Below are 22885 nucleotides of genomic sequence, written 5' to 3' on the forward strand. Positions count from 1 at the left end.
CGGAGTGCCCATGACCCCGACCCTTTCGACCCACCCGGCGCGTCGACGACGGCGCGACGCAGGCGCTCTATCGCCGATCTCGCGCCGGCTGCTGCCGTGATCCTGTGCTACACGCTGTTCATCGACCGGATCAACATCGGCTTCGCGCACGCGCAGATGGCCGCCGAACTGCACTTCTCCGACGCCGTCTACGGGCTCGGCGCGGCATCTTCTTCATCGGCTACATGGCGTTCGAGATTCCGAGCAACGCGTGGCTCGCGCGGATCGGCGCGCGCCGGACGATTGCCCGGATCATGGTGCTGTGGGGCCTCGGCTCGGCCGCGACGATGTTCGTCACGACGCCCGCGCAGTTCTACGCGTGCCGCTTCCTGCTGGGCGTGTTCGAGGCCGGCTTCTTCCCCGGCATCCTGTTCTATCTCGGCGCGTGGTATCCGCCGCGGCAGCGCGCCAAGGCGTTCGCGCTGTTCATGACCGCGCTGTATCTCGCGGGGTTGATCGCCGGCCCCGTGTCGGGCGCGATTCTGTCGTACTTCGACGGCGTGGGCGGCCTGAGCGGCTGGCAATGGCTGTTCGTCGTCGAAGGGCTGCCGAGCAGCGCGCTCGGCCTCGTCGCACTGCGCTTTCTCGACGACCGGCCGGACGACGCCCGCTGGCTGTCGGACGCCGACAAGGCCGCGCTGCGCGCCGCCCACGCGCAGGCCGAAGCCGATACGCCGGCCGCGAACGCGGCACGGCCGTTGCTCGCGCATCGCGATTTCTGGCTGCTGTGCGCGGCCAATTTCGCGATCGCGGCCGCCGGCTACGCGCTCGTGTTCTGGATGCCCGTGATCCTGCATCGCGGCGGCCTGCATGGCGCGATGCAGATCGGACTGCTGTCCGCGCTGCCGTACCTGTGCGGCATCGCCGGCATGCTCGCGATGGGCTGGCGCACCGAGCGCCGGCGCGAATGGCGCAAGCACGGCGCCGTCGCGATGCTCGCGTGCGCGGCGGCGCTCGCTGGTCTCGCGAGCAGCGCCGGCACGTCGCATCTGATGATCGCGCTGTGCATCGCGGTCGCCATGCACGCCGCGGCACTGCCCGCGTTCTGGGTGCTGCCGGGGCTCGCGCTGCCGAAGCGCTCGATGGCGGTCGCGATCGCGGCGATCACGATGACCGGCGCGATCGGCGGATTCGCGAGCCCGTTCCTGATGGGCGTGCTCAACACGGCCACCGGATCGATGCGCGGCGGCCTCTATTTCAATGCCGCGCTGCTGGCGGCCGGCGCGCTCGCGTTGCTCGGGACGCTGCGCGCCCGCGCGGCGGTGCACACGAACGCCGGCTGACGGCGCGCCTTCTTTCTCTCCCGAACGGACCACCCTCATGAATTTCGAACTCGAACTCGAACTCGAACACCGGATGATCCGCGACCTCGTCGCGCGTTTCGTGAAGGACGAACTGATTCCGCTCGAAGCGGCGGTGATGGCGCGCGAGGCCGACGGCCAGCGCTTCGGGCTGCTCGCCGACGAACGTGCGCACCTCGACGGACGCTCCCGGCAACTCGGCCTGTGGGGACTCGACGCGCCGCTCGCCGCGGGCGGCTCGGATCTGCCGGCCGTCGCGATGGTCGGCGTGAACGAGGCGATCGGCACGACCGTGACCCCGTACATCCTGCCGCCCGACTCGCCGAACCTGCGGATGCTGTGCGATGCGGCCGACGCGGCGCAGCGCGCGCGCTATCTCGACCCGTACGCACGCGGCGCCACGCGTGCCGCGATGGCGATCTCCGAGCCGGGCGCCGGCTCCGATCCGGGCGCGCTGTCGACGACCGCCGTGCGCGACGGCGACGGCTGGGTGCTGAACGGCCGGAAGATCTGGATCAGCCACGCGGCCGAAGCCGACTGGACGATCGTGATGGCGCTGACCGATCGCAGCAAGGGCAAGCGCGGCGGCATGTCGGCGTTCATCGTCGATCGCGACACGCCGGGTTTCGTCATCGAACGCCGGATTCCGATGATCGGCGGGCTGTCGACCTACGAAATCGTGCTGGAAGACTGCCGCATTCCCGGCGCGCAACTGCTGGGCCGGGAAGGCGCCGGCTTCGCGCCGATGCAGTCGCGGCTCGCGAACCGGCGGCTGGAGATGGCCGCGTGGTGCATCGGCCGCGCCGAACGCGCGGTCGCGCTCCTGTGCGACCATGCGAAACAGCGCACGACCTTCGGCGTGCCGCTCGCGGAGCGCCAGGCGGTCCAGTGGTGGGTCGCCGACGCGCTCACGCAGATCCACGCATGCCGCCTGATGACTTACGAAGCGGCCGCGCGCGTGGATGCCGGGCAGGATGCACGCACGCAGATCTCGATGGTCAAGGTGTTCGCGACCGAAATGGCGTCGACCGTCATCGATCATGCGATGCAGACGCTCGGCGCGATGGGCATGACGAAGGAAATGCCGTTGCAGCAGATGGCCAGCGAGGCGCGGCTGATGCGCATCTTCGAAGGTCCGACCGAGGTGCACCGTTGGGTCGTCGCACGCAGCGTGCTCTGACCGCGGCGCGCCGCCCACTTCCACGATGGAGCCCTGCGTTGAACACCCTGCCTCTCGTCGATCCCGAAATCCGCCCGCTGCTCGAGACCTGGCCGACCGTCACGCTCAGCGCCGACAACCTCGCACAGTCGCGCCAGCGCGTGCTGCCGCTGCCGCCGCCCGACCCGGCCGGCAGCACGCTCGAACGCCGCACGGTACCCGGCCCGGCCGGCGCGCCGGACGTCCCGGTCCTCGTCTATTTGCCCGACGGCCACGCGCGCCCGCTCCCGGCGATCGTCCACATGCACGGCGGCGGCTACGTGCGCGGCGCGGCGAAGGAGCTCGAAGCGGTGCACCGGTTGCTCGTCACACAACTCGGCTGCGCGCTGATCTCGATCGACTATCGCCTCGCGCCGGAAACGGTGTTTCCCGGCGCGATCGAAGACTGCTACGCGGCGCTCGCATGGGTGTTCCGTCACGCCGACACGCTCGGCATCGACGCCGCGCGGATCGGCGTGGCGGGCGAAAGCGCGGGCGGCGGACTGGCCGCCGCGCTGGCGCTGCTGGCCCGCGACCGCGGCGAATTCCGGCTTGCGTTCCAGCACCTGATCTATCCGATGCTCGACGACCGCACCTGCACGCGCCCGCCGCATCCGCATGCCGGCGAATTCATCTGGCATGCGGCCAACAACCGGTTCGGCTGGACCTCGCTGCTCGGTCACGCGCCGGGCATCGACGGCGTGTCCCCGTACGCGGCGGCCGCGCGCGCCACGCGGCTCGACGGCCTGCCGCCCACGTTCCTGTCGGTCGGCTCGCTCGACCTGTTCCTCGACGAAAATCTCGACTATGCGCAGCGCCTGCTGCGCGCGGGCGTGCCGACCGAACTGCACGTGCTGCCCGGCGGCGTACACGGATTCGACATCGTGCCCGGCGCGCGGGTCTCGGAAACGGCGCGCCGCCTCAGCCACGACGCGCTGCGCCGCTTCCTGCACGGCTGACGAAAACGACGCGGGCGGCCGAAGCCGCCCGCATCCGCGCCGATCCCAGCGGCAACGATCAGAACGCATCCCCCGGCACCCGCACCCAGCCTTCCATCAGCACGCGCGCGCTGCGGCTCATGATCGCCTTCGTGACGGTCCATTCGCCGTTCTCCCGCCGCGCTTCCGCCCCCACGCGCAGCGTGCCCGACGGATGCCCGAAGCGCACCGCGTTGCGTTCGCCGCCGCCCGCCGCGAGATTGACCAGCGTGCCGGGGATCGCCGCGGCCGTGCCGATCGCGACCGCCGCCGTGCCCATCATCGCGTGGTGCAGCTTGCCCATCGACATCGCGCGCACCAGCAGGTCGACGTCGCCCGCGTTCACGCGCTTGCCGCTCGACGCGACGTAATCGGCCGGCTTCGCGACGAACGCGATCTTCGGCGTGTGCTGCCGCGTCGCGATTTCGTCGAGCGTGTCGATCAGGCCCATGCGCAGTGCGCCATGCGCGCGGATCGTCTCGAATTTGTCGAGCGCCTTCGGGTCGCCGTTGATCGCGTCCTGCAGCTCGGTGCCCGTGTAGCCGATCGCTTCCGCGTCGACGAAGATCGTCGGGATGCCCGCGTTGATCATCGTCGCCTTCAGCGTGCCGATACCCGGCACGGCCAGGTCGTCGACAAGGTTGCCGGTCGGGAACATCGAGCCGCCCGCGCCTTCTTCCTCGGCGGCCGGGTCCATGAATTCGAGCTGCACTTCGGCGGCCGGGAACGTGACGCCGTCCAGTTCGAAATCGCCCGTCTCCTGCACCGCACCGTTCGTGATCGGCACGTGCGCCACGATCGTCTTGCCGATGTTCGCCTGCCAGATCCGCACGGTCGCGACGCCATCGCGCGGCACGCGCGCCGGATCGACCAACCCGCCGCTGATCGCGAACGGGCCGACCGCCGCCGACAGGTTGCCGCAGTTGCCGGTCCAGTCGACGAACGCCTTATCGATCGCGACCTGACCGAACAGGTAGTCGACGTCGTGCCCCGGCCGCGTGCTCTTCGACACGATCACCGTCTTGCTGGTGGACGACGTCGCGCCGCCCATCCCGTCGATCTGCTTGCCGTACGGGTCGGGGCTGCCGATCACGCGCAGCAGCAGCGCGTCGCGCGCGGCGCCCGGCGCCTGAGCGGCGTCCGGCAGGTCCTGCAGCCGGAAGAACACGCCCTTGCTGGTGCCGCCGCGCATGTAGGTCGCGGGAATCCTGATTTGAGGAATGTGAGCCATGTTTGCGTAATCCCTGTGTGCGCCGGTCAAGCCGCCTGCGACGATTCGAGGAAGTCCTGCGCGAAACGCTGCAGCACGCCGCCCGCCTCGTAGATCGACACTTCCTCGGCCGTATCGAGCCGGCACGTCATCGGCACCTCGACGCGCTCGCCGTTCTTGCGGTGAATCACGAGCGTCAGATCGGCGCGCGGCGTGCGCTCGCCGATCACGTCGAAGGTCTCGGTGCCGTCGATGCCGAGCGTCGTCCGGTTGGTGCCCGGCTTGAACTCGAGCGGCAGCACGCCCATCCCGATCAGGTTGGTGCGGTGGATCCGCTCGAAGCCTTCGGCGGCGATCGCCTCGACGCCCGCGAGCCGCACGCCCTTCGCGGCCCAGTCGCGCGACGAGCCCTGGCCGTAGTCGGCGCCGGCGATCACGATCAGCGGCTGCTTGCGATTCATGTACGTCTCGATCGCTTCCCACATCCGCATGACCTTGCCTTCCGGCTCGACGCGCGCGAGCGAGCCCTTCTTCACCGCGCCGTCGACGATCGCCATCTCGTTGACGAGCGTCGGGTTCGCGAAGGTCGCGCGCTGCGCGGTCAGATGGTCTCCCCGGTGCGTCGCGTACGAGTTGAAGTCCTCTTCCGGCAGGCCCATCTTCGCGAGATATTCGCCGGCCGCGCTATCGAGCAGGATCGCGTTCGACGGCGACAGGTGGTCGGTCGTGATGTTGTCGCCGAGCACCGCGAGCGGGCGCATGCCCTTGAGCGTACGTTCGCCGGCCAGCGCGCCTTCCCAGTACGGCGGACGGCGGATGTACGTGCTCTGCGCGCGCCAGTCGTACAGCGGCGCCGCGCGTTCGCCGGCGTCGGCGCTGCGCGCGAACATCGGCTCGTAGACCTTGCGGAACTGCTCGGGCTTCACGCTCGACGCGACGATCGCGTCGATCTCCTCGTCGGTCGGCCAGATGTCCTTCAGCGTGACGGGTTTGCCATCCTGATCGTGGCCCAGCACGTCCTTCTCGATGTCGAAGCGGATCGTGCCGGCGATCGCATACGCGACGACGAGCGGCGGCGACGCGAGGAACGCCTGCTTCGCATACGGATGAATGCGGCCGTCGAAGTTGCGGTTGCCGGACAGCACGGCCGTCGCGTACAGGTCGCGCTCGACGATCTCCTGCTGGATCTTCGGGTCGAGCGCGCCCGACATCCCGTTGCAGGTCGTGCACGCGAACGCGACGATGCCGAAGCCGAGCTTCTCGAGCTCGGGCAGCAGGTTCGCTTCTTCGAGATACAACTCGACCGCCTTCGAGCCGGGCGCGAGCGAGCTCTTGACCCACGGCTTGCGCGTGAGGCCCTTCGCGTTCGCGTTACGTGCGAGCAAGGCCGCGGCGATCACGTTGCGCGGGTTGCTGGTGTTCGTGCAACTCGTGATCGCGGCGATGATCACGGCGCCGTCGGGCATCTCGCCCGGCTTCTCGTCCCACTGGCCGGCGATCCCGCGCGCGGCGAGATCGGACGTCGGCAGCCGCTTGTGCGGATTCGACGGGCCGGCCATGTTGCGCACGACGCTCGACAGGTCGAACGTCAGCGTGCGCTCGTATTGCGCGTTCGCGAGCGTATCGGCCCACAGGCCGGCCGCCTTCGCGTAGGTCTCGACGAGCTTCACCTGCTCGTCGCTGCGCCCGGTGAGGCGCAGGTAGTCGATCGTCTGGCCGTCGATGAAGAACATCGCGGCCGTCGCGCCGTATTCGGGCGCCATGTTCGAGATCGTCGCGCGATCGCCGAGCGTGAGGCTCGCCGCGCCTTCGCCGCGGAATTCCAGGTACGCACCGACCACCTTTTCCTTGCGCAGGAACTCGGTCAGCGCGAGCACGACGTCGGTCGCGGTGATGCCGGGCTGACGCTTGCCGGTCAGCTCGACGCCGACGATGTCGGGCAGGCGCATCCACGACGCGCGGCCGAGCATCACGTTCTCGGCTTCGAGCCCGCCGACGCCGATCGCGATCACGCCGAGCGCGTCGACGTGCGGCGTGTGGCTGTCGGTGCCGACGCAGGTGTCCGGGAACGCGACGCCGTCCTGCGCCTGGATCACCGGCGACATCTTCTCGAGATTGATCTGATGCATGATGCCGTTGCCCGGCGGGATCACGTCGACGTTCTCGAACGCCTTCTTCGTCCACTCGATGAAGTGGAAGCGATCCTCGTTGCGACGATCCTCGATCGCGCGGTTCTTCGCGAACGCGTCCGGGTCGAAGCCGCCGCATTCGACGGCGAGCGAGTGGTCGACGATCAGTTGCACCGGCACGACCGGGTTCACCTTCGCCGGGTCGCCGCCGCCGTCGGCGATCGCGTCGCGCAGGCCGGCGAGATCGACGAGCGCCGTCTGGCCGAGGATGTCGTGGCACACCACGCGCGCCGGGAACCACGGGAAATCGCGTTCGCGCTTGCGCTCGATGATCTGCTTCAGCGAATCGGCGAGGATCGCCGGATCGCAGCGGCGCACGAGGTTTTCGGCGAGCACGCGCGACGTGTACGGCAGCGTGTCGTAGGCTCCGGGCGCGATCGCGTCGACCGCGGCACGCGCGTCGAAATAGTCCAGCGACGTGCCGGGCAGGGGTTTGCGGTTGGCGGTATTCATGATGTGGGGCGGAATTCGGGGTAAGACGTGCCGCACGCGCCGGCCGCCCGCATCACGGGCGCCGACGTGCGCGGCCGACGATCAGCGCTTCTCGATCGGCACGAACCGCAGGTCTTCCGGACCGGTGTAGTTCGCGCTCGGACGGATGATCTTGTTGTCGATGCGCTGCTCGATGATGTGCGCGCTCCAGCCCGACGTGCGCGAGATCACGAACAGCGGCGTGAACATCGCGGTCGGCACGCCCATCATGTGATACGACACCGCGCTGAACCAGTCGAGGTTCGGGAACATCTTCTTCGCGTCCCACATCACCGATTCGAGGCGCTCCGCGATGCTGTACAGCTTGGTGTCGCCCGCTTCCTTCGACAGCTTGTGCGCGACGCCCTTGATCACCTTGTTGCGCGGATCGGAGATCGTGTAGACCGGATGGCCGAAGCCGATCACGACCTCCTTGTTCTCGACGCGGCGGCGGATGTCGGCTTCGGCGTCGTCCGGCGAGCTGTAGCGGCTCTGGATCTCGTACGCGACTTCGTTCGCGCCGCCGTGCTTCGGCCCGCGCAGCGCGCCGATCGCGCCGGTGATCGCCGAGTAGATGTCCGAGCCCGTGCCGGCGATCACGCGGCCCGTGAACGTCGACGCGTTGAATTCGTGCTCCGCGTACAGGATCAGCGACGTGTGCATCGCCTCGACCCACGACTTCGACGGCGTCTTGCCGTGCAGCAGGTGCAGGAAGTGGCCGCCGATCGAGTCGTCGTCGGTTTCCGTCTCGATGCGCTTGCCGTTGTGCGAGAAGTGATACCAGTACAGCAGCATCGAGCCGAGCGACGCCATCAGGCGGTCGGCGATGTCGCGCGCGCCCGGCAGGTTGTGGTCGTCCTTCTCCGGCAGCACGGTGCCGAGCACCGACACGCCGGTGCGCATCACGTCCATCGGGTGGGCCGACGCCGGGATCTGCTCGAGCGCGGCCTTCAGCGCGCTCGGCAGGCCGCGCAGCGCGCGCAGCTTGGTCTTGTAGGCGGCCAGTTCCGTCAGGTTCGGCAGCGTGCCGTGCACCAGCAGGTGCGCGATTTCCTCGAATTCGCACGATTCGGCGACGTCGAGAATGTCGTAGCCGCGATAGTGCAGGTCGTTGCCGGTCTTGCCGACCGTGCACAGCGCGGTGTTGCCGGCCGTCACGCCCGACAGCGCCACCGACTTCTTCGGCTTGAATGCGCCTGCGGCGGCCGGTGCTGCTGCGTCTTTCGTCTCGCTCATGTTGTCCTTCTCCAATGGGTATCGGGGGGTGCGGGCCGCGTTACTTCTTGCCCTGCGCGAACAGTTCGTCGAGCTTGCGCTCGTATTCGTGATAGCCGAGGAAGTCGTACAGCTCGGCGCGCGTCTGCATCGTCGGTACGGCCGCCTTCTGCGTGCCGTCGCGGCGCAGCGTCTCGTAGAAGTTCAGCGCGGCCTTGTTCATCGCACGATACGCGCCGCAGCAGTACAGCGCGATGTCGACGTTCGCCTCGCGCAGTTCGTCGACCGTAAACAGCGGCGTCGAGCCGAACTCGGTCAGGTTCGCGAGGATCGGCACCTTCACGGCGGCCTTGAAGCGGCGGTAGTCGTCGAGCGTCTTCATCGCTTCCGGGAAGATCATGTCCGCGCCGGCTTCGACGTATGCGACCGCGCGCTCGATCGCCGAATCGATCCCTTCCGCGGCGGCCGCGTCGGTGCGCGCCATGATCACGAACTGGTCGTCGGTACGCGCATCGACCGCGGCCTTCACGCGATCGACCATTTCGTCGATCGGCACGACTTCCTTGCCCGGGCGGTGGCCGCAGCGCTTCTGGCCGACCTGGTCCTCGAGGTGCACGGCCGCGACCCCGGCGTTGATGAACGAGCGGACCGTGCGCGCGATGTTGAACGCGCCGCCCCAGCCGGTGTCGATGTCGACCAGCAGCGGCAGGTCGGTCGCGTTGGTGATCCGGGTCGCGTCGATCAGCACGTCTTCCATCGTGCTGATGCCGAGGTCGGGAATGCCGAGCGAGTTCGCGGCCACGCCGCCGCCCGACAGGTACACGGCCTTGAAGCCGACGGCCTGCGCCATCTTGGCCGCGTACGCGGTGATCGCGCCGACCACCTGCAGCGGCTGCTCGGCCGCGACTGCCGCGCGGAATTTCGCGCCGGCGCTCTGAAGATGCGTATTGCTCATGAACGGCCTCCTGATGGAATGCCTGATAACAGCAAGGTCCGGGCCAGCTTGCGGAATGTCGCTAACCCACTGATTCTTAAGCAAGCGCCGTGAGCGCTGCATCGCCTGTCGATTTCAATTTGGCAATTCCATGTTTCAAAAATGAAATCGTGCGCGCATAATCGGCCGTCATGGACCTCTCCTCGACCAAGCCCGTCGGCCCCGCCGACCGCACCGTGCGCCCGCGCATCTGGGCGATGGGTATCAGCCGGCTGCGCGAGCTGTTTCGCGAGATCGCCGGCGAATTCGACGAACGCGCCGACGTGCGGATCGTCACGCGCGCCTACGAAGATGCGCTGAGCGCGATCGCCGAGGCCGGCACCGCGCGGCCCGACGTGATCGTCGCGGCCGGCTCGAACGGCGGCTTCCTGAAAACGCGCGCGCAAGTGCCGGTGGTGGTCGTGTCGCCCACCGGCTTCGACGTAATGCAGGCGCTCGCCCGAGCGCGGCGCGACGCAGCGCGGATCGCGCTCGTCAGCGCCGGGGAAACGCCACCCGAAGTGCGCCGCTTCGTCGCCGCGTACGGCCTCGACGTGCAGTTTGCGTCATATCAGTCCGCCCAGGAAGCGGAGGCCTGCGTGCACGACTTGCGCGATCGCGGCATCGAGACGATCGTCGGCCCGGGCCTCGTCACCGATCTCGCGGCCAGCGTCGGCATGGGCGCGGTATTCCTGTATTCGCATGCATCGGTGCGCAAGGCCGTCGAGACGGCGCTCGAAGTCGCGTATGCGACGCACGCCGAGGCGTTCCGCCGCCAGCGGCTCGATACCCTGCTGCAACATCTGCGCGACGGCGTGGTCGCGCTCGACGCGCACGGCCGCGTCGAAGCGATCAACGAGCGGCTCGCATCGGCGCTCGGGGTCGAACCCGCGGCGGCCGTCGGCCGCGCGCTCGTCGATCTGCGACCTGAGCTGCGCACGCTACGCGGCGAGGACGGCGACGCGCTCGCGACCGTGCGCGGCGTGCGTTACGTCGTGCATCGCGGGCCGCTGGTCGATCGCGGCGTCACGTCGGGCAGCGTGCTGACGTTCCAGGAATCGCGCGCGGTCGAACGGCTCGATCGCGCGTTGCGTTCGCAACCGACCACGCAGCAGTTCGCCGCCCGTTACGCGCTCGACGACGTGGTCGGCGCCTCGGCGCCGATGACGCGCGTGCGCGAGCTCGTGCGCCGCTACGCGAAATCCGATGCGACCGTGCTCGTGCTCGGCGAGAGCGGCACCGGCAAGGAGATGATCGCGCAGAGCCTGCATGCGCTGTCCGCGCGGCGCAGCTATCCGTTCGTCGCGGTCAACTGCGGCGCGTTTCCGGAAGCGCTGCTCGAAAGCGAACTGTTCGGCTATGAGGAAGGCGCGTTCACCGGCGCGCGGCGCGGCGGCAAGACCGGCCTGTTCGAGGCCGCGCACCGCGGCACGCTGTTTCTCGACGAGATCGGCGAGATGCCGCCGTCGCTGCAAAGCCGGCTGCTGCGCGTGCTGCAGGAGCGCGAGGTGATTCGCCTCGGCTCGACCGAGCCGATCCGCATCGACGTGCGCGTGATCGCCGCGACGCACCGGCCGCTGCTCGCTGCCGTCGAGGCCGGCACGTTCCGCGCGGATCTCTATTACCGGCTCAACATCCTGAACATCGGCCTGCCGCCGCTGCGCGAGCGCGCGGCCGACATTCCCGCGCTCGCGGCGACACTGCTCGTGCAGGCCGCGCGGCGCGAGCCGCGGCTCGCCGAACGCGTGCGCGACACCGACGACGCGCTGCGCGTGCTCGACGCGACGCAAGCGACGCTCGCGCGCTACCGCTGGCCCGGCAACGTGCGCGAACTGCAGAACGTGGTCGAGCGGATCGCGGTGGAGCTGGCGGAGGCAGTCGACGAAAGCGATCCGGGCGCCCCGTGCGCGGCGCTCGCCCCCGGCGCGCTGCATGTGATCGCGCCCGAGCTGTTCGCCGCGACGCCCGACGCGGCCGGCGCCGCCGACGACGATGCACGGACGCTGCAGGCGCGCCGCCGTCGCGCGGAAGCCGACGAGATCCGCGCGGTGCTCGACGCATGCGGCGGCGACCGCGACCGCGCGTGCGCGATGCTCGGCATCAGCAAGACGACGCTATGGCGGAAGTTGTCGGCGAAATAGGTTCGCGGTTCGGGCCGCCCCGTCATTCGGCCTTGTGATAGTGGCGATACGCCTTCGCGCGATTGCCGCACGACGACATCGAGCACCAGCGTCGGCTGCCGTTCTTGCTGTCGTCGATGAACAGCCACTGGCACGCATCGTTCGCACAGCGCTTGACCTTCGCGAGCCGCGCGCCGCCGAGCAGATCGATCGCCGACCACAGCACCGGGCTCAACAGCCCCGCGAGCGTCGCCCCCGACGCATCGATCCGCCACGCATAGCGGCCGTCCACGCGCGCCAGCGCAACGCGCGGCGACGCTTCCGCGAGGAAGCCGCCGAGCAGCGCGAGATCGTCGGGCTGCGGCTCGCGCTGCTCCGCCTGCGCATGAAACAGCCGGTATAGCGCTTCGCGCAATGCGAGCGCCCGCGCAAGCATCGCCGGCTCGTCGCCCTTCTCCTTCTCTTTCTCCTTGTCGGGCACGCGACATGCGTCGACCAGACCGGCCGGCACGCCCGCCTGTTCGCGGCACCACGCCAGCAGGTCGTCCAGCGTGCCGAAGGTTTCCGTCGGCGGATCGCTGCCGCGCCAGTACAGCGTGTTCGCGAAGTCGAGGCTCAAGGTCTCGGGCGGCGCCGGGATCAGGCAGTCGATCGTGACGGAAGGTTGCGTTTTGCTCATGACGCGATCGTATCTAACCACCATGCCGGTTGACAAGCGTCCGAGCGATTTCTAACATAACCTGCATGGTGGTTAAAAACAGGTTTCGCTGCACCGACGCCCCTTCAATCCAAGGAGACACAGATGATCGATCGCTTTTCGTTCAGCGTTATCCACACCGTCGCCGGCCGCACGTACGAGGCGACCACGCTCGGCGCGCTTCGCTACAAGCGGCTGGCATGGTGCCTCTAGGCAAGTTTGCCGTTCTGACGTCCCCCTCAGTTCAAGGAGAGCCAAAGATGATCGACCACCTTTCATTCGGCGTTGCCCACATCGACCGCAGCCGCGCCTTCTACGACAGCGCGCTCGGCGCACTCGGCTACAAGCGTCTGTATAGCGACGACAGCGCCATCGGGTACGGCACGACCGAGCCCGAGCTGTGGTTGCAGCACGCGGCCCGCCCCGTCGTCGCCGATCCCGAATCGGGGATGCACCTGTCGTTCAAGGCCGCGTCGCCGGTCGAGGTCGATGCGTTCTACCGTGCCGCGCTCGCACACGGCGGCAAGGACAACGGCGGGCCCGGCAAGCGCGAGCACTACGGCCCGGGCTACTACGCGGCGTTCGTCGTCGACCCCGACGGATATCGACTCGAAGCGCACTGCGAACTCGACAACGTCGTTTGATCCGCTTCGCGCGGACGCGCACCAGCGACAAGGGCCCGATTCCGCATCGCGCGGAATCGGGCCCCTGGTTTTGGCTACATCTTCGTTCGGTACGCGCCGGTTATCGTCGGCGGTCATGCCGACGGGTCGGGCAGCATGGCCAGCGCGCGGGTGGCTACGTCCAGGAGCCGACCCGCGCCGCTCGCGCGCTTATTGCGCGTTGCGCGTGCGCTGCAACTGCTCGCCGAGCCCTTCGATCCCGAGGCGCACCGTCTGGCCAGCCTTCAGGAACACCGGCGACGGCTTGACGCCCATGCCGACGCCCGGCGGCGTACCGGTCGTGATCACGTCGCCCGGCTGCAGCGTCATGCAGGTCGACAGATAGGCGACCAGCTGCGCGACGGTGAACACCATCGTGCGCGTATTGCCGTTCTGATAACGGTGGCCATCGATTTCGAGCCACAGGTCGAGCCGCTGCGGATCGGGCACTTCGTCGCGCGTGACGAGCCACGGGCCGATCGGGCCGAACGTGTCGAAACCCTTGCCCTTGTCCCACTGGCCGCCGCGCTCGATCTGCCATTCGCGCTCGGACACGTCGTTGACGACGCAGTAGCCCGCGATGTAATCGAGCGCGCGCGCTTCGTCGACGTCCTTGCACTTCGCGCCGATCACGACGCCCAGTTCCACTTCCCAGTCGGTCTTGACCGAACCCTTCGGGATATCGATGCCGTCGTTCGGGCCGCAGATCGAACTCGTCCACTTGCCGAATACGACCGGCTCCTTCGGCACCGGCATGCCGGCTTCGGCCGCGTGGTCGGCATAGTTCAGGCCGATGCCGATGAACTTGCCGACGTGACCGACGCACGCGCCGATGCGCGGCTCGCCCGACACGAGCGGCAGCGTGGCCGGATCGATGGCGCGCAGCCGCGCGAGACCCGCGTCGGACAGCACATCGCCGGCAAGATCCGGCACATGCGCGGACAGGTCGCGAATCCGGCCGGCCGAGTCGAGGATGCCAGGCTTTTCCTGGCCGGACGGGCCATAGCGAAGCAGTTTCATCGTGCTTAACCTCTGTTGTCGAATGGGACAGGATACCGGCCGACGCAGCCTTTCGCAGCCGCGCGCCGGACTGATCGTCGATCGTCGACTGCACACGTCGGCGCCGCATGCGGCAGTCGACGCGCGAGGGTCGCGCGGGCGCAGCGATCGCGGCGCCGTACGCCAGTAGGGCGCGCATCGAACGGGCGGCCGCCGGTCTGCGCATCGGCGACGACGGCCCGGCATCCGCGACGCGTGCCGGCCCATGCCGACCGGCTGCACGCGCGGCCGCGCCGTCGCTGGCCCGCCAGCCTTTGTACCATCGGCCGCGCGCCGTGAAATGACGCGCGACGGATACCGACTATTGGTGCACCTGCCGACGCTGCGGCGCGCAGCACGCGCTGCACCGGCGTCGATCGATCGGCTGTCGTTCGCGGCGGCGCCTGCCATCGGTGCATGAATACTGGCTATTCGGGGTGCCCCTGTCATCGAAAACGTTTGACCATCCGTTCTTGTCCGGTAATGATCGGTAAAAAGACGCTGCATTGCACACCGTATGTTTATTGCTAAGCTCATACGAATGGCTTTCATCGCCATACGCGGGCTCGCTGCTATACGCGTGCAGAACCGGCCAGCGTGCGTCGCCAACCGATCGACGGTAATCCCCCAACCTCACATCGACAATGCAGACAACCAACGACCCGCTTCCCGGCTGCGACGCACGGGAATCGATGGCCGCTATCGACCGCTATCGCGCACCCGCGCTCGACAAGGGCCTCGACATTCTCGAACTCCTGTCCGAGCAGAAGGAAGGACTCACCCGCACCGAAATCACGAAGGAACTCGGCCGTAACGCGAGCGAAATCTACCGGATGCTCGAACGTCTCGTCGCGCGCCGCTACGTGATGCGTTCGACCGGCGGCGACCGCTACACGCTCAGCCTCAAGCTGTTCGCGCTTGCGCACCGGCATCCGCCGATGAACCGGCTGATCGCCGAGGCGCTGCCGCCGATGCAGCGCTTCGCGGATGCCGCCGAACAGTCGTGCCACCTGTCCGTCTACGATCGCGGCAACATGCTCGTGATCGCGCAGGTGGACGGGCCCGGCCCATGGGGCGTATCGGTGCGACTCGGCTCGCGCGTCGGGCTCGCCGATACCGCGTCGGGGCGCATGCTGCTGGCGTTCCAGGGCCCCGAGCAACGCGCGCACATGCTGGCCGAGCATCGCAAGGTCAAGGGTGAAGCACCGCTGAACGAGCAGGAACTCGCGAATGCGTGCCAGTCGATCCGGCAGTCCGGCTACCTGCGTCAGGACAGCCGCCAGGCGTACGGCGTGACCGACCTGACCGTGCCGATCCTCGGGCCGGCCGGCCATGCGATCGCGGTGCTGACGTGTCCGTACATGCGGCGCATCGACGCGCACATGGCGCCGTCCGTCGACGTGGTCGTCGACGCGCTGCGCGACACGGCCGCCCATCTGTCGATGTGCCGCACCGAGGCCTGCTGACGCGCGGGTTCCCCGGCAAAGCGCGCCGGGCACGGCGCAGCGGCACCGACTCCGGTTGCGCGCAATGCCCGCGGTGGCCGATATGCGATGTCGCATCGGCCACCCGTGGCGCTACGCTAGAATAGCGGCCCTCTCAAAAACTACGGCGGCCGGTTGTCGCGGCCGTCGTGTCCGATGGATGTCATGGCCAAACTTCTGAACGATCAAGAATTCCAGCGTTTCTCCGAACTTCAGCAGAAGCAGGCAAGCTTCACGATCACGCCCGAGGAAGCGGACGAGCTGCGCGATATCGTCGCGCGCGCGCAGAAGAAGCGCGACGATCGTGCCGCCGCAATGCAGGCGATCGAGAACTACATCGAGCAGTTCGACATCACGCCTGACGAACTCTTCTCGCCCGAGCAGATCGGCGACGCGGCGCGTACCTACGGGCTCATCACGGCGACCAAGAAGGAACGCACGCTGCCGCCGTCGATCACGTTCAACGGCAAGCCGTACCAGTGGACCAAGACGCTTCCGGACGACGTGCGCGGCGCACTGTTCGACGCGTTCACGTCCGGCGAGTCGGTCAAGCGCTTCATCGCGATGCCGAAAGACACCGCGCGCTGTGCGCTGACGATCGCCCGCCTCGAGCGCGAAACCGGTGCCGTCTATGCCGATCCGCACCTCGAGGAACTCGCGATTTCGCGCGACCAGGTGAACGACGCGGCGTCGAAACTCGCTGCGTGAATGTAATCACGGGCACGGTTCCTGCGTGCCCGTACCTCCGCGTGACGCCGGCATTGGCCGGCGCCGCGCCCGCCGGGAGCCGTGCATTCGCATGCTCCCGAAAAAGCTCACCTCAGCATCCCGCAAGCGCTCACCGCAGCTTCCCGTAAAAGCTCACCCAAGGCTCCCGGAGACGCTCACTGACGCCTCCCGAACGTCCTCACCGATCGCTCCCGCAAGTGCTCACCGGGGCGTCCCGGAAAGGCTCACCGGCCTCTCCCGCAGGTGCTCACCGGCCGTTCCCGGGAAGGCTCACCGAACACTCCCGTATCGGCTCACCACGCTGTCCCGGAAAAGCTCACTCGCCGCTCCCGAAAAGTCTCACCTTGGCGACGGCTTCGAATTTGCAAGGCCGGAATACGGCCACGCACGTGTGCAAGCACATCGCTTGAAACGGCTACCCACGGTGAACGCAGGATGAATATAGGCAGCACGTGACGTGCATCGCCGGACATCGCGCGCGCTTCGCGGTATCGCTGCGATCGACGGGTTCGACACGTTCGCAGGCGCTTCACGCAGGAGGCTGGTTCAAACGCTTTGCGTTCCTGAGTTAACTTCCGACATGGCGAAACGTCGGGACGCATTGCTGTCATGCGCTACCCTCGAGCATCGAACCACAGGGTGACGCCTACGGCTGCAACTTCATCCTGAAACCCACGACGCCGGGTTCCTCCGTCGTCGACACCGCAAACCCGCATGATTTCGCGAGCGAGATCATCGCCGAATTCTCGCGCAGCGCCTCGCCGACCATCCAGGCGGTGCCGCGCGAGCGGGCGTAGTCGATGATGCGGGTCATCATCAGCCGGCCGAGCCCCTTGCCCTTTTGATCGGGCCGTACCGCGATCGCGAACTCCGCCGTCTCGTTGTCGGGATCGGCGACCGCACGCGCCACCGCGAGCGTATGGTCTCGCCCCGACACATCGGTAAACGACACGATGAACGCCATCTCGCGGTCGTAGTCGATCTGGGTCATGCGCGCCACCTGCGAATGATCGAAGCTGCGCACCGCGCCGAAGAAACGCATCCGCAGATCTTCCGGCGTCATCGCACCGAGCAGTTCGTTGTGTGCGGCCTCGTCCTCCGGACGGATCGGACGGATCGTCACCGTCTCGCCACGCCACTCGAGTGTCTGCTCGAGGTGTCGCGGATACGGCATGATCGCGAGCCGGCTGCGCCCCGAGGCGAGCGTGATGCGCGGCGCGATCACCCATGCGCGGTCGGACAGCACGCGCAGCGTGACCGACATCGCCACCACTTCCCGCACGTCGCAGACGATCTGCGACAGCACCGTCAGCGCGTCGAGCGTCGGCTCGACAGGCGTGCTGCGCGCATACGGCGAGCGCTCCATCACCGCGCGGGCGAGCACGGTGTTCAGCGGCGGCAGGCCGTAGACGACGAACGGCGCCGATACACCGTCCGCAGGCGGCACGGCATAGCGAAACACAGGACCGAAATTCGAATCGTCGTACATGTCGACCGTGATATCGACGACCTTCTTGCCGGCCGGTTCGTTGGACTGCTCGCCCTGCAGACCGAAATGGGACAGCCAGCGCAACGCGGCTTCACCGGCCAGTTCATGCTGACCGGCTTCGACCATGCGGCGCGCGTCGGCCTGGGCGGACGCCACGCACTCGGCCGGCTGCGGCGGCGTGCCCTCAGGTGTCTGCATCAGCAGTTGGCGCCCGAGGTTGTAGTCGACGAGACGCGCATACGCGCGTGCGAGCCGCTGCGGCGTCGTGTGCACCGGAATGCCGTTCGCGTGCAGCGCATCGCGCGTCGCCGCGTCGACCGCGCCGAAGAAACACGCGAGGATGCCGCGATGCGCGTACTGCCGCGAGTCGATCAGCGTACGCGCGACCGAATCGGCCGGCGCGCTGTGCGAAGTGGAATGGACGACGAACAGCGTGCCCGTCTGCGGAAACGGGGCGAGCGCCTTGATCGCCGCCGCAAAGTGCTCGGGGTGTGCATCGTCGCCCAGCGTGAGCGGATTGCCGGGCGCCGCGAGATGCGGCAGCGCGGCCGCGACGGCCGACGTTGCGGCAGGCGACCAGTCGGTCAGCACGTCACGCACCTCGGCCACCGCATCGACCGCGAGTTTCGCCACGCCCGCGTCGCTCGTCACGAGCGTCGCCGCCCCTCGCGCGGTGACGCGGCCGACGCCGAGCGTCTCGATTTCGTCGAGCAGATCGTCGAGCGCATCGACGCGCACCATGCCCGCGCGCTGGAATGCCGCCGTGTAGAGCGCGTCGCCAGGATCGGCACGGCCGGTGCGCAGCGCGAGCACCGGCTTGTTGCGTGCCGCCGCGCGCGCCGCCGACATGAACTTGCGCGCCGCGCGCACGGTATCGAGCTCGAGCAGGATCGCGCGTGTGCCGGGATCGCTCGCCAGATAGTCGAGGACATCGCCCGCATCGACGTCGGATTCGCTGCCGAGCGCGACGACATGCGAAAAGCCGAGACCCCGCGCATCGGCCCAGCCCAGCACCGCGTTCGTCAACGCATTCGATTGCGACACCCACGCGACGCCGCCCGATCGCGCCGTGTAGGCAGGCGCGCCGAAATGCGCATGCCGCACGGGCGACAACACGCCCAGGCTGCCGGGCCCGACGATACGGAGCACGAACGGCTTCGCCGCCTTCAGCATGCGATCGACCGCGGCGCGATCGGCATCGGTGCGCGCCTCGCCGACGATCACCGCGACGCGCGCGCCCAGCTCACCGAGCTTGCGCACGATGCCGGCCCAGGTCGCGGGCGGCGTGCAGATCACGGCAACCGACGGCGGCGCGGGCAACCGGTCGACATCGGAAACGACCGCATGCCCGTCCAGTTCGCGATATTTCGGATTCACGGGCCACACGGGCCCCTGGAACGCGCCGTCGAGCACGCGCGACCACACCATCGCGCCGATACTGCCCGCGCGCGACGACGCGCCGACGACCGCAACGGACTTGGGCTGGAACAACGCATCGAGATGGCGAACGGTCACATCGGCTCCCTGCGGTGACGAAAGACGACACGATCGGCATGCGGCCGGCGGGCCGCGCGCCGATCGACGCGAATCCCAAGCATAGGCGAAGCGCCTGCGACTGCCTATATGCCGATCGGCCGACTATTCGACGGACGTCAACGCTCGCATCATGGACTGCAACACACGCGGCCCGGCATCGCGGCGCCGCACGCACGATGCACGCAATGCGGCACGACGCTGCTGCCGCTTTCTCAAAGGTGAGGATTTACAGGAGCCATGGTGAGTATCTTCGGGAATCGCACGACACACCGCGCCAACACGCGAAAGGTGATGAAAATCGGCACCATGCATGCACCGCGAAAATCGCGAATGCCAATGCGTGTGCGTTACGCCATTACACGCTTGTTTACGGAAATTCCCCGCAATATGCGGCCGGATCACAGCAAATTCGCAAAACAGGAGCCGTTAATTGCGCGGCATTGCACTTCAATTCGGCGGGAAAAATCGCATGGCGACCGCACCAAAACAAAACGGTGCGAAGGCCGGAAGGCCGTTCGCACCGTCAGTCGGTACAGGAAAGGTGAGGATTTTCGGGAGTCAGTCCTTGATCAGGAAACGTCCGCGATTCTTGCCGAGCCATGCCGGCGCGCGCCCGCGGCCACTCCACGTTTCGCCCGTCTTCGGGTTCAGGTACTTCGGCGGCAAGGTGCGCTTCGGCTTCGCGGTGGCAGCAGCGGTACTCGATCCTGCGGGGCGAAAACCGAGCTCTTCCGGCGTAATGTCGTATTCGTCGATTTTCGCGCGGATATGCGCAATCGCGTCGGCAATCGCCTTTTCCCGTTCCTTGTCGATCTTTTGCTGAAGCCGTTCGAGCTGCGCGCTCAGTTGCCTGTAGGTCGCCATATGGATGGGACTCCGTGAGTGTTATTCGTGAAAAACAAGTGACTCAAAGCAAACAGAAAAGCGCTTCACCCGATCGTGGTCTCCTCAGCCGGTCATATCGGGCTCAATAACCGCTCTTCTTCTTGCATGCGAAGAGAAGATTTCGCACGGCGTCATCCGTCGATTGCTGGATCACGTCGAAATCGCCGTTGCACATGGCCCGGGCATTGTCCGTGCAATTGCTCCAGTCGTTGCCGGTGCATTGCACCTGGGTGGTCGGCCGCCCGTCCGAAGTGAACAGCGGCGCACCGCCGCCGCACCCGCCGAGCCCTGCAACCAGAGCCAACATCACGGCCGCCCGAGGCCACCGACAGACCGACGCAAGCATGTGTTTCATTGTGGTTCCCGTCAACCTTTTTTTGAATGTGGCGAGTATGCCATGGGCGGCCCTTCGACCGTCAGTCCGGCGCGCGGTCGGGTTGCCCACGCGCCTTGTACGGCAAGCGCTTGCGCGGATCGTCGGTGATGCGAACGAAAACCTGCTCCACGTCCGGAAGCGCCTCGAATTCGCGTTGCAGCGCCTGGCGATCGAGCGTCGTATCCGCGCATCCCTCGACGTAGATGAAACGTCGCTGCACGGTGATCCACAGGCTCGTGCCGCGCAGATGATCGGAGCCCGCGAAGTGCGCCTTCGCCGCATCGGCGATCGACGCGTCATACATATAGGAGTTCGGCTTCGTGCAGCGATGGGCGAGCCAGCAGGTCGTGCCACGTTCGGCGCGGTAGTGCGCATCGTCCGTCATCTCGGCGCGCGTCATCCACGGGCCGAGCGGCAACGGGCATTCGGCCACGTCCTGCGACAGCGCGACGAACGGATCGTTGTACCAGTTGCGCCGCGCGTCTGGAGCGTCGGGCCCGTCGATGTTGCCGGCCTGCGCGAGTGCGGCGCTCGCCAGCACCATGGTCAGCCATCCTGCGATGCCGATTCGCTTCATCGTGATCTCCTGTTCGATGCGTTACATCGGGAAGCACCGTCCTCGCCGATCGGCCTACCGGTCGATGCCCAGCGCCGCCAGTTTCTTGTACAGCGTCGCGCGGCCGATGCCGATACGCGCAGCCGCTTCGATGACCTTGCCGTCACAGGCCGCGAGCGCATCGGTCAGGAACTGGCGCTCCCACGCCGCCAGTGCATCGGCATACGAGGCAGCCGGCGCAGCGGATGCCGTCGGGGCATCGACCGCGCGCTGCTCGGCCGGCACCGCGCCAAGCCGCTGCGCCGGCGCAGCGCCGTCCGGCGAAATGCGCACCGGCCCGAGAAACGGCGCGAGCGCGCGCGCATCGATCACCGAGCGATCCGACAGCATCAGCGCGCGCTCGAGCGTATTGCGCAACTCGCGCACGTTGCCGGGCCACGGATACGCGCACAGCATCCGCAACGCATCGTCGGTCAGTTCGCAGTGCGCGGCGCGCCCGTGCTGGGCGGCCAGCTCCTCGAGCGTCGCGTAGACGAGCGCCGCGATGTCCGAGGCGCGCTCGCGCAGCGGCGGCGCATGGATCGTCAGCACGTTCAGCCGGTAATAGAGATCCGCGCGAAAACGCCCGGCCGCCACCAGCGCCGGCAGATCGGCCGACGTGGCGGCGATGATGCGCACGTCCGCGCGCACGATCCGGTTCGAACCGACCGGCTCGAACTCCTTGTCCTGCAGCACGCGCAGCAGCTTGCCCTGCAACGGCAGCGGCATGTCGCCGATCTCGTCCAGAAACAGCGTGCCGCGATCGGCCAGTTCGAACTTGCCGACGCGCCCCTTGCGATCGGCGCCGGTGTAAGCGCCGGGCGCCGCGCCGAAGAATTCGGTTTCGAGCAGCGTATCGGGAATCGCGGCGACGTTGACGGTCACGAGCGGCTGCAGCGCACGCGCCGACGCCGCGTGAATCGCGTGGGCGAGCAACTCCTTGCCGGTGCCCGTCTCGCCGAGCAGCAGCACCGGCGAATCGACTTGCGCCGCGCGGCGCGCCTGGCGCTTGGTCTCGAGGCTCGCGGCACTCGTGCCGACGAAGCTCGCGAACGTGTATTTCGCGCGGCGTGCCTGCGCGAGCGAGCGCTGCGTCGCGATCAGCTGCTGCTGAAGCTGCGCGTAGCGGGAAAAAATCGGCGTGAGGGTCTTCAACTGGTCGAACAGCGCGAAGCCGATCGCGCCGACCGTCTCGCCGGCCTCGTTCTTCAACGGCAGGCGCGTGACGACGAGCGGCTCGCGGCCCGTCTCCATGATGTCGAGCAGGATCGGCTGCCCGGTCGACACGACTTCCCGCATCAGGCTGTTCGGGATCACGGCCTCGCAGTCGAGGCCGACGGCCTGCTGCGGGTCGGCGAAACCGAAGCGTGCCGCGTAACGCTCGTTCATCCACACGACGCGCGCGTCGCGATCGACGACCACCGTGCCCGCACTCGAATCCTCGAAGGTCCGGAACAGCGACTCGGCGGCGCGCCGCAGCACGTCGCCGTAGTTGACGGGCAGGCGCGCCCAGTCGTTCATCATCGTGTCTTCGTCTCCATATATCGTCGACCGGATGTCTCCGGAACGAGACGGATTATCTCACTCTGGAGACACGTCGCAATCGGTTGTCCGGAAAAGCCCTGCCCGATTTCGAGGGTTGACCGAACGGCCAAATCGTCTCCGGCTGGAGACGTTTTATGTAGAATCGTCAGACCTGCA

Annotated in this window: 17 protein-coding genes and 1 pseudogene; 7 read left to right on the forward strand and 11 right to left on the reverse strand. The window is 67.7% G+C overall.

Translation table 11 applies throughout. From position 1 onward, the window contains the following. The first annotated feature begins 10 nt into the window (after positions 1–10). From SY91_RS25790 to SY91_RS25800, 3 genes and pseudogenes are all read left to right on the forward strand, one after another. Positions 11–1322: pseudogene (locus tag SY91_RS25790) on the forward strand (MFS transporter). A gap of 37 nt (positions 1323–1359) precedes the next feature. Further along, complete coding sequence (locus tag SY91_RS25795) at positions 1360–2520, forward strand: acyl-CoA dehydrogenase family protein (protein WP_043888511.1); 1161 nt, start codon at positions 1360–1362, stop codon at positions 2518–2520. 38 nt (positions 2521–2558) lie between these two features. Next, entirely contained in the window at positions 2559–3497 is a 939-nt protein-coding gene (locus tag SY91_RS25800) for an alpha/beta hydrolase (RefSeq protein WP_023477577.1), read from the forward strand. A gap of 58 nt (positions 3498–3555) precedes the next feature. On the opposite strand, the gene prpF is transcribed toward SY91_RS25800, so the two are convergent. The 4 genes from prpF to prpB all read right to left on the reverse strand — a co-directional run bounded on the left by prpF (position 3556) and on the right by prpB (position 9555). Further along, positions 3556–4746: a 2-methylaconitate cis-trans isomerase PrpF gene (gene prpF / locus SY91_RS25805; protein WP_023477576.1), complete on the reverse strand. Its 1191-nt coding sequence runs from the start codon at positions 4744–4746 to the stop codon at positions 3556–3558. 26 nt (positions 4747–4772) lie between these two features. Beyond that, positions 4773–7367, reverse strand: coding sequence for a Fe/S-dependent 2-methylisocitrate dehydratase AcnD (gene acnD, locus SY91_RS25810; protein WP_023477575.1), 2595 nt, complete (start codon positions 7365–7367; stop codon positions 4773–4775). 81 nt (positions 7368–7448) lie between these two features. Then, entirely contained in the window at positions 7449–8621 is a 1173-nt protein-coding gene (gene prpC, locus SY91_RS25815) for a 2-methylcitrate synthase (RefSeq protein ID WP_043888512.1), read from the reverse strand. A gap of 40 nt (positions 8622–8661) precedes the next feature. Then, entirely contained in the window at positions 8662–9555 is an 894-nt protein-coding gene (gene prpB / locus SY91_RS25820; protein ID WP_006480320.1) for a methylisocitrate lyase, read from the reverse strand. Positions 9556–9725: 170 nt separating this feature from the next. Between prpB and prpR the strand changes: the two genes are divergently transcribed. Next, positions 9726–11714 (forward strand): propionate catabolism operon regulatory protein PrpR, encoded by a 1989-nt coding sequence (gene prpR / locus SY91_RS25825; protein ID WP_006480319.1) that lies wholly within the window; start codon positions 9726–9728, stop codon positions 11712–11714. A gap of 22 nt (positions 11715–11736) precedes the next feature. Here the strand turns inward: prpR and SY91_RS25830 are convergent, their stop codons facing one another. Continuing rightward, the gene (locus SY91_RS25830) at positions 11737–12396 is read right to left on the reverse strand and encodes a CGNR zinc finger domain-containing protein (protein ID WP_006480318.1); all 660 of its coding nucleotides are present in this window, start codon (positions 12394–12396) and stop codon (positions 11737–11739) included. Between the two features lie 254 nt (positions 12397–12650). Between SY91_RS25830 and SY91_RS25835 the strand changes: the two genes are divergently transcribed. After that, complete coding sequence (locus tag SY91_RS25835; RefSeq protein WP_006480317.1) at positions 12651–13034, forward strand: VOC family protein; 384 nt, start codon at positions 12651–12653, stop codon at positions 13032–13034. A 189-nt stretch (positions 13035–13223) separates the two neighbouring features. Here the strand turns inward: SY91_RS25835 and SY91_RS25840 are convergent, their stop codons facing one another. Then, on the reverse strand, positions 13224–14072 hold the full coding sequence (locus tag SY91_RS25840; RefSeq protein ID WP_043888259.1) for an ureidoglycolate lyase: 849 nt from the start codon (positions 14070–14072) through the stop codon (positions 13224–13226). Between the two features lie 662 nt (positions 14073–14734). On the opposite strand from SY91_RS25840, the gene SY91_RS25845 reads away from it, so the two are divergent. Both SY91_RS25845 and SY91_RS25850 read left to right on the forward strand, forming a co-directional pair. Continuing rightward, positions 14735–15556 carry an IclR family transcriptional regulator gene (locus tag SY91_RS25845; protein WP_006480315.1) on the forward strand — a complete coding sequence of 274 codons (822 nt, stop codon included), beginning with the start codon at positions 14735–14737 and terminating at the stop codon, positions 15554–15556. 174 nt (positions 15557–15730) lie between these two features. After that, positions 15731–16282, forward strand: coding sequence for a hypothetical protein (locus SY91_RS25850; RefSeq protein WP_006480314.1), 552 nt, complete (start codon positions 15731–15733; stop codon positions 16280–16282). Between the two features lie 667 nt (positions 16283–16949). Here SY91_RS25850 and SY91_RS25855 read toward each other — a convergent pair. The 5 genes from SY91_RS25855 to SY91_RS25875 all read right to left on the reverse strand — a co-directional run bounded on the left by SY91_RS25855 (position 16950) and on the right by SY91_RS25875 (position 22708). Further along, on the reverse strand, positions 16950–19307 hold the full coding sequence (locus tag SY91_RS25855) for a GNAT family N-acetyltransferase (protein WP_023477270.1): 2358 nt from the start codon (positions 19305–19307) through the stop codon (positions 16950–16952). 579 nt (positions 19308–19886) lie between these two features. Further along, a complete protein-coding gene (locus tag SY91_RS25860) occupies positions 19887–20192 on the reverse strand; it encodes an H-NS family nucleoid-associated regulatory protein (protein ID WP_011548903.1) in 306 nt (101 codons plus the stop codon). 103 nt (positions 20193–20295) lie between these two features. Continuing rightward, complete coding sequence (locus SY91_RS25865; RefSeq protein ID WP_077178597.1) at positions 20296–20568, reverse strand: hypothetical protein; 273 nt, start codon at positions 20566–20568, stop codon at positions 20296–20298. 61 nt (positions 20569–20629) lie between these two features. Continuing rightward, the gene (locus SY91_RS25870) at positions 20630–21166 is read right to left on the reverse strand and encodes a BON domain-containing protein (RefSeq protein ID WP_006480311.1); all 537 of its coding nucleotides are present in this window, start codon (positions 21164–21166) and stop codon (positions 20630–20632) included. Between the two features lie 54 nt (positions 21167–21220). Further along, positions 21221–22708, reverse strand: coding sequence for a sigma-54 interaction domain-containing protein (locus tag SY91_RS25875; protein ID WP_006480310.1), 1488 nt, complete (start codon positions 22706–22708; stop codon positions 21221–21223). Positions 22709–22885: the final 177 nt, after the last annotated feature.

The sequence above is a fragment of the Burkholderia cenocepacia genome (genome assembly GCF_014211915.1).
In the GTDB taxonomy this organism is placed as follows: Bacteria; Pseudomonadota; Gammaproteobacteria; order Burkholderiales; family Burkholderiaceae; genus Burkholderia; species Burkholderia orbicola.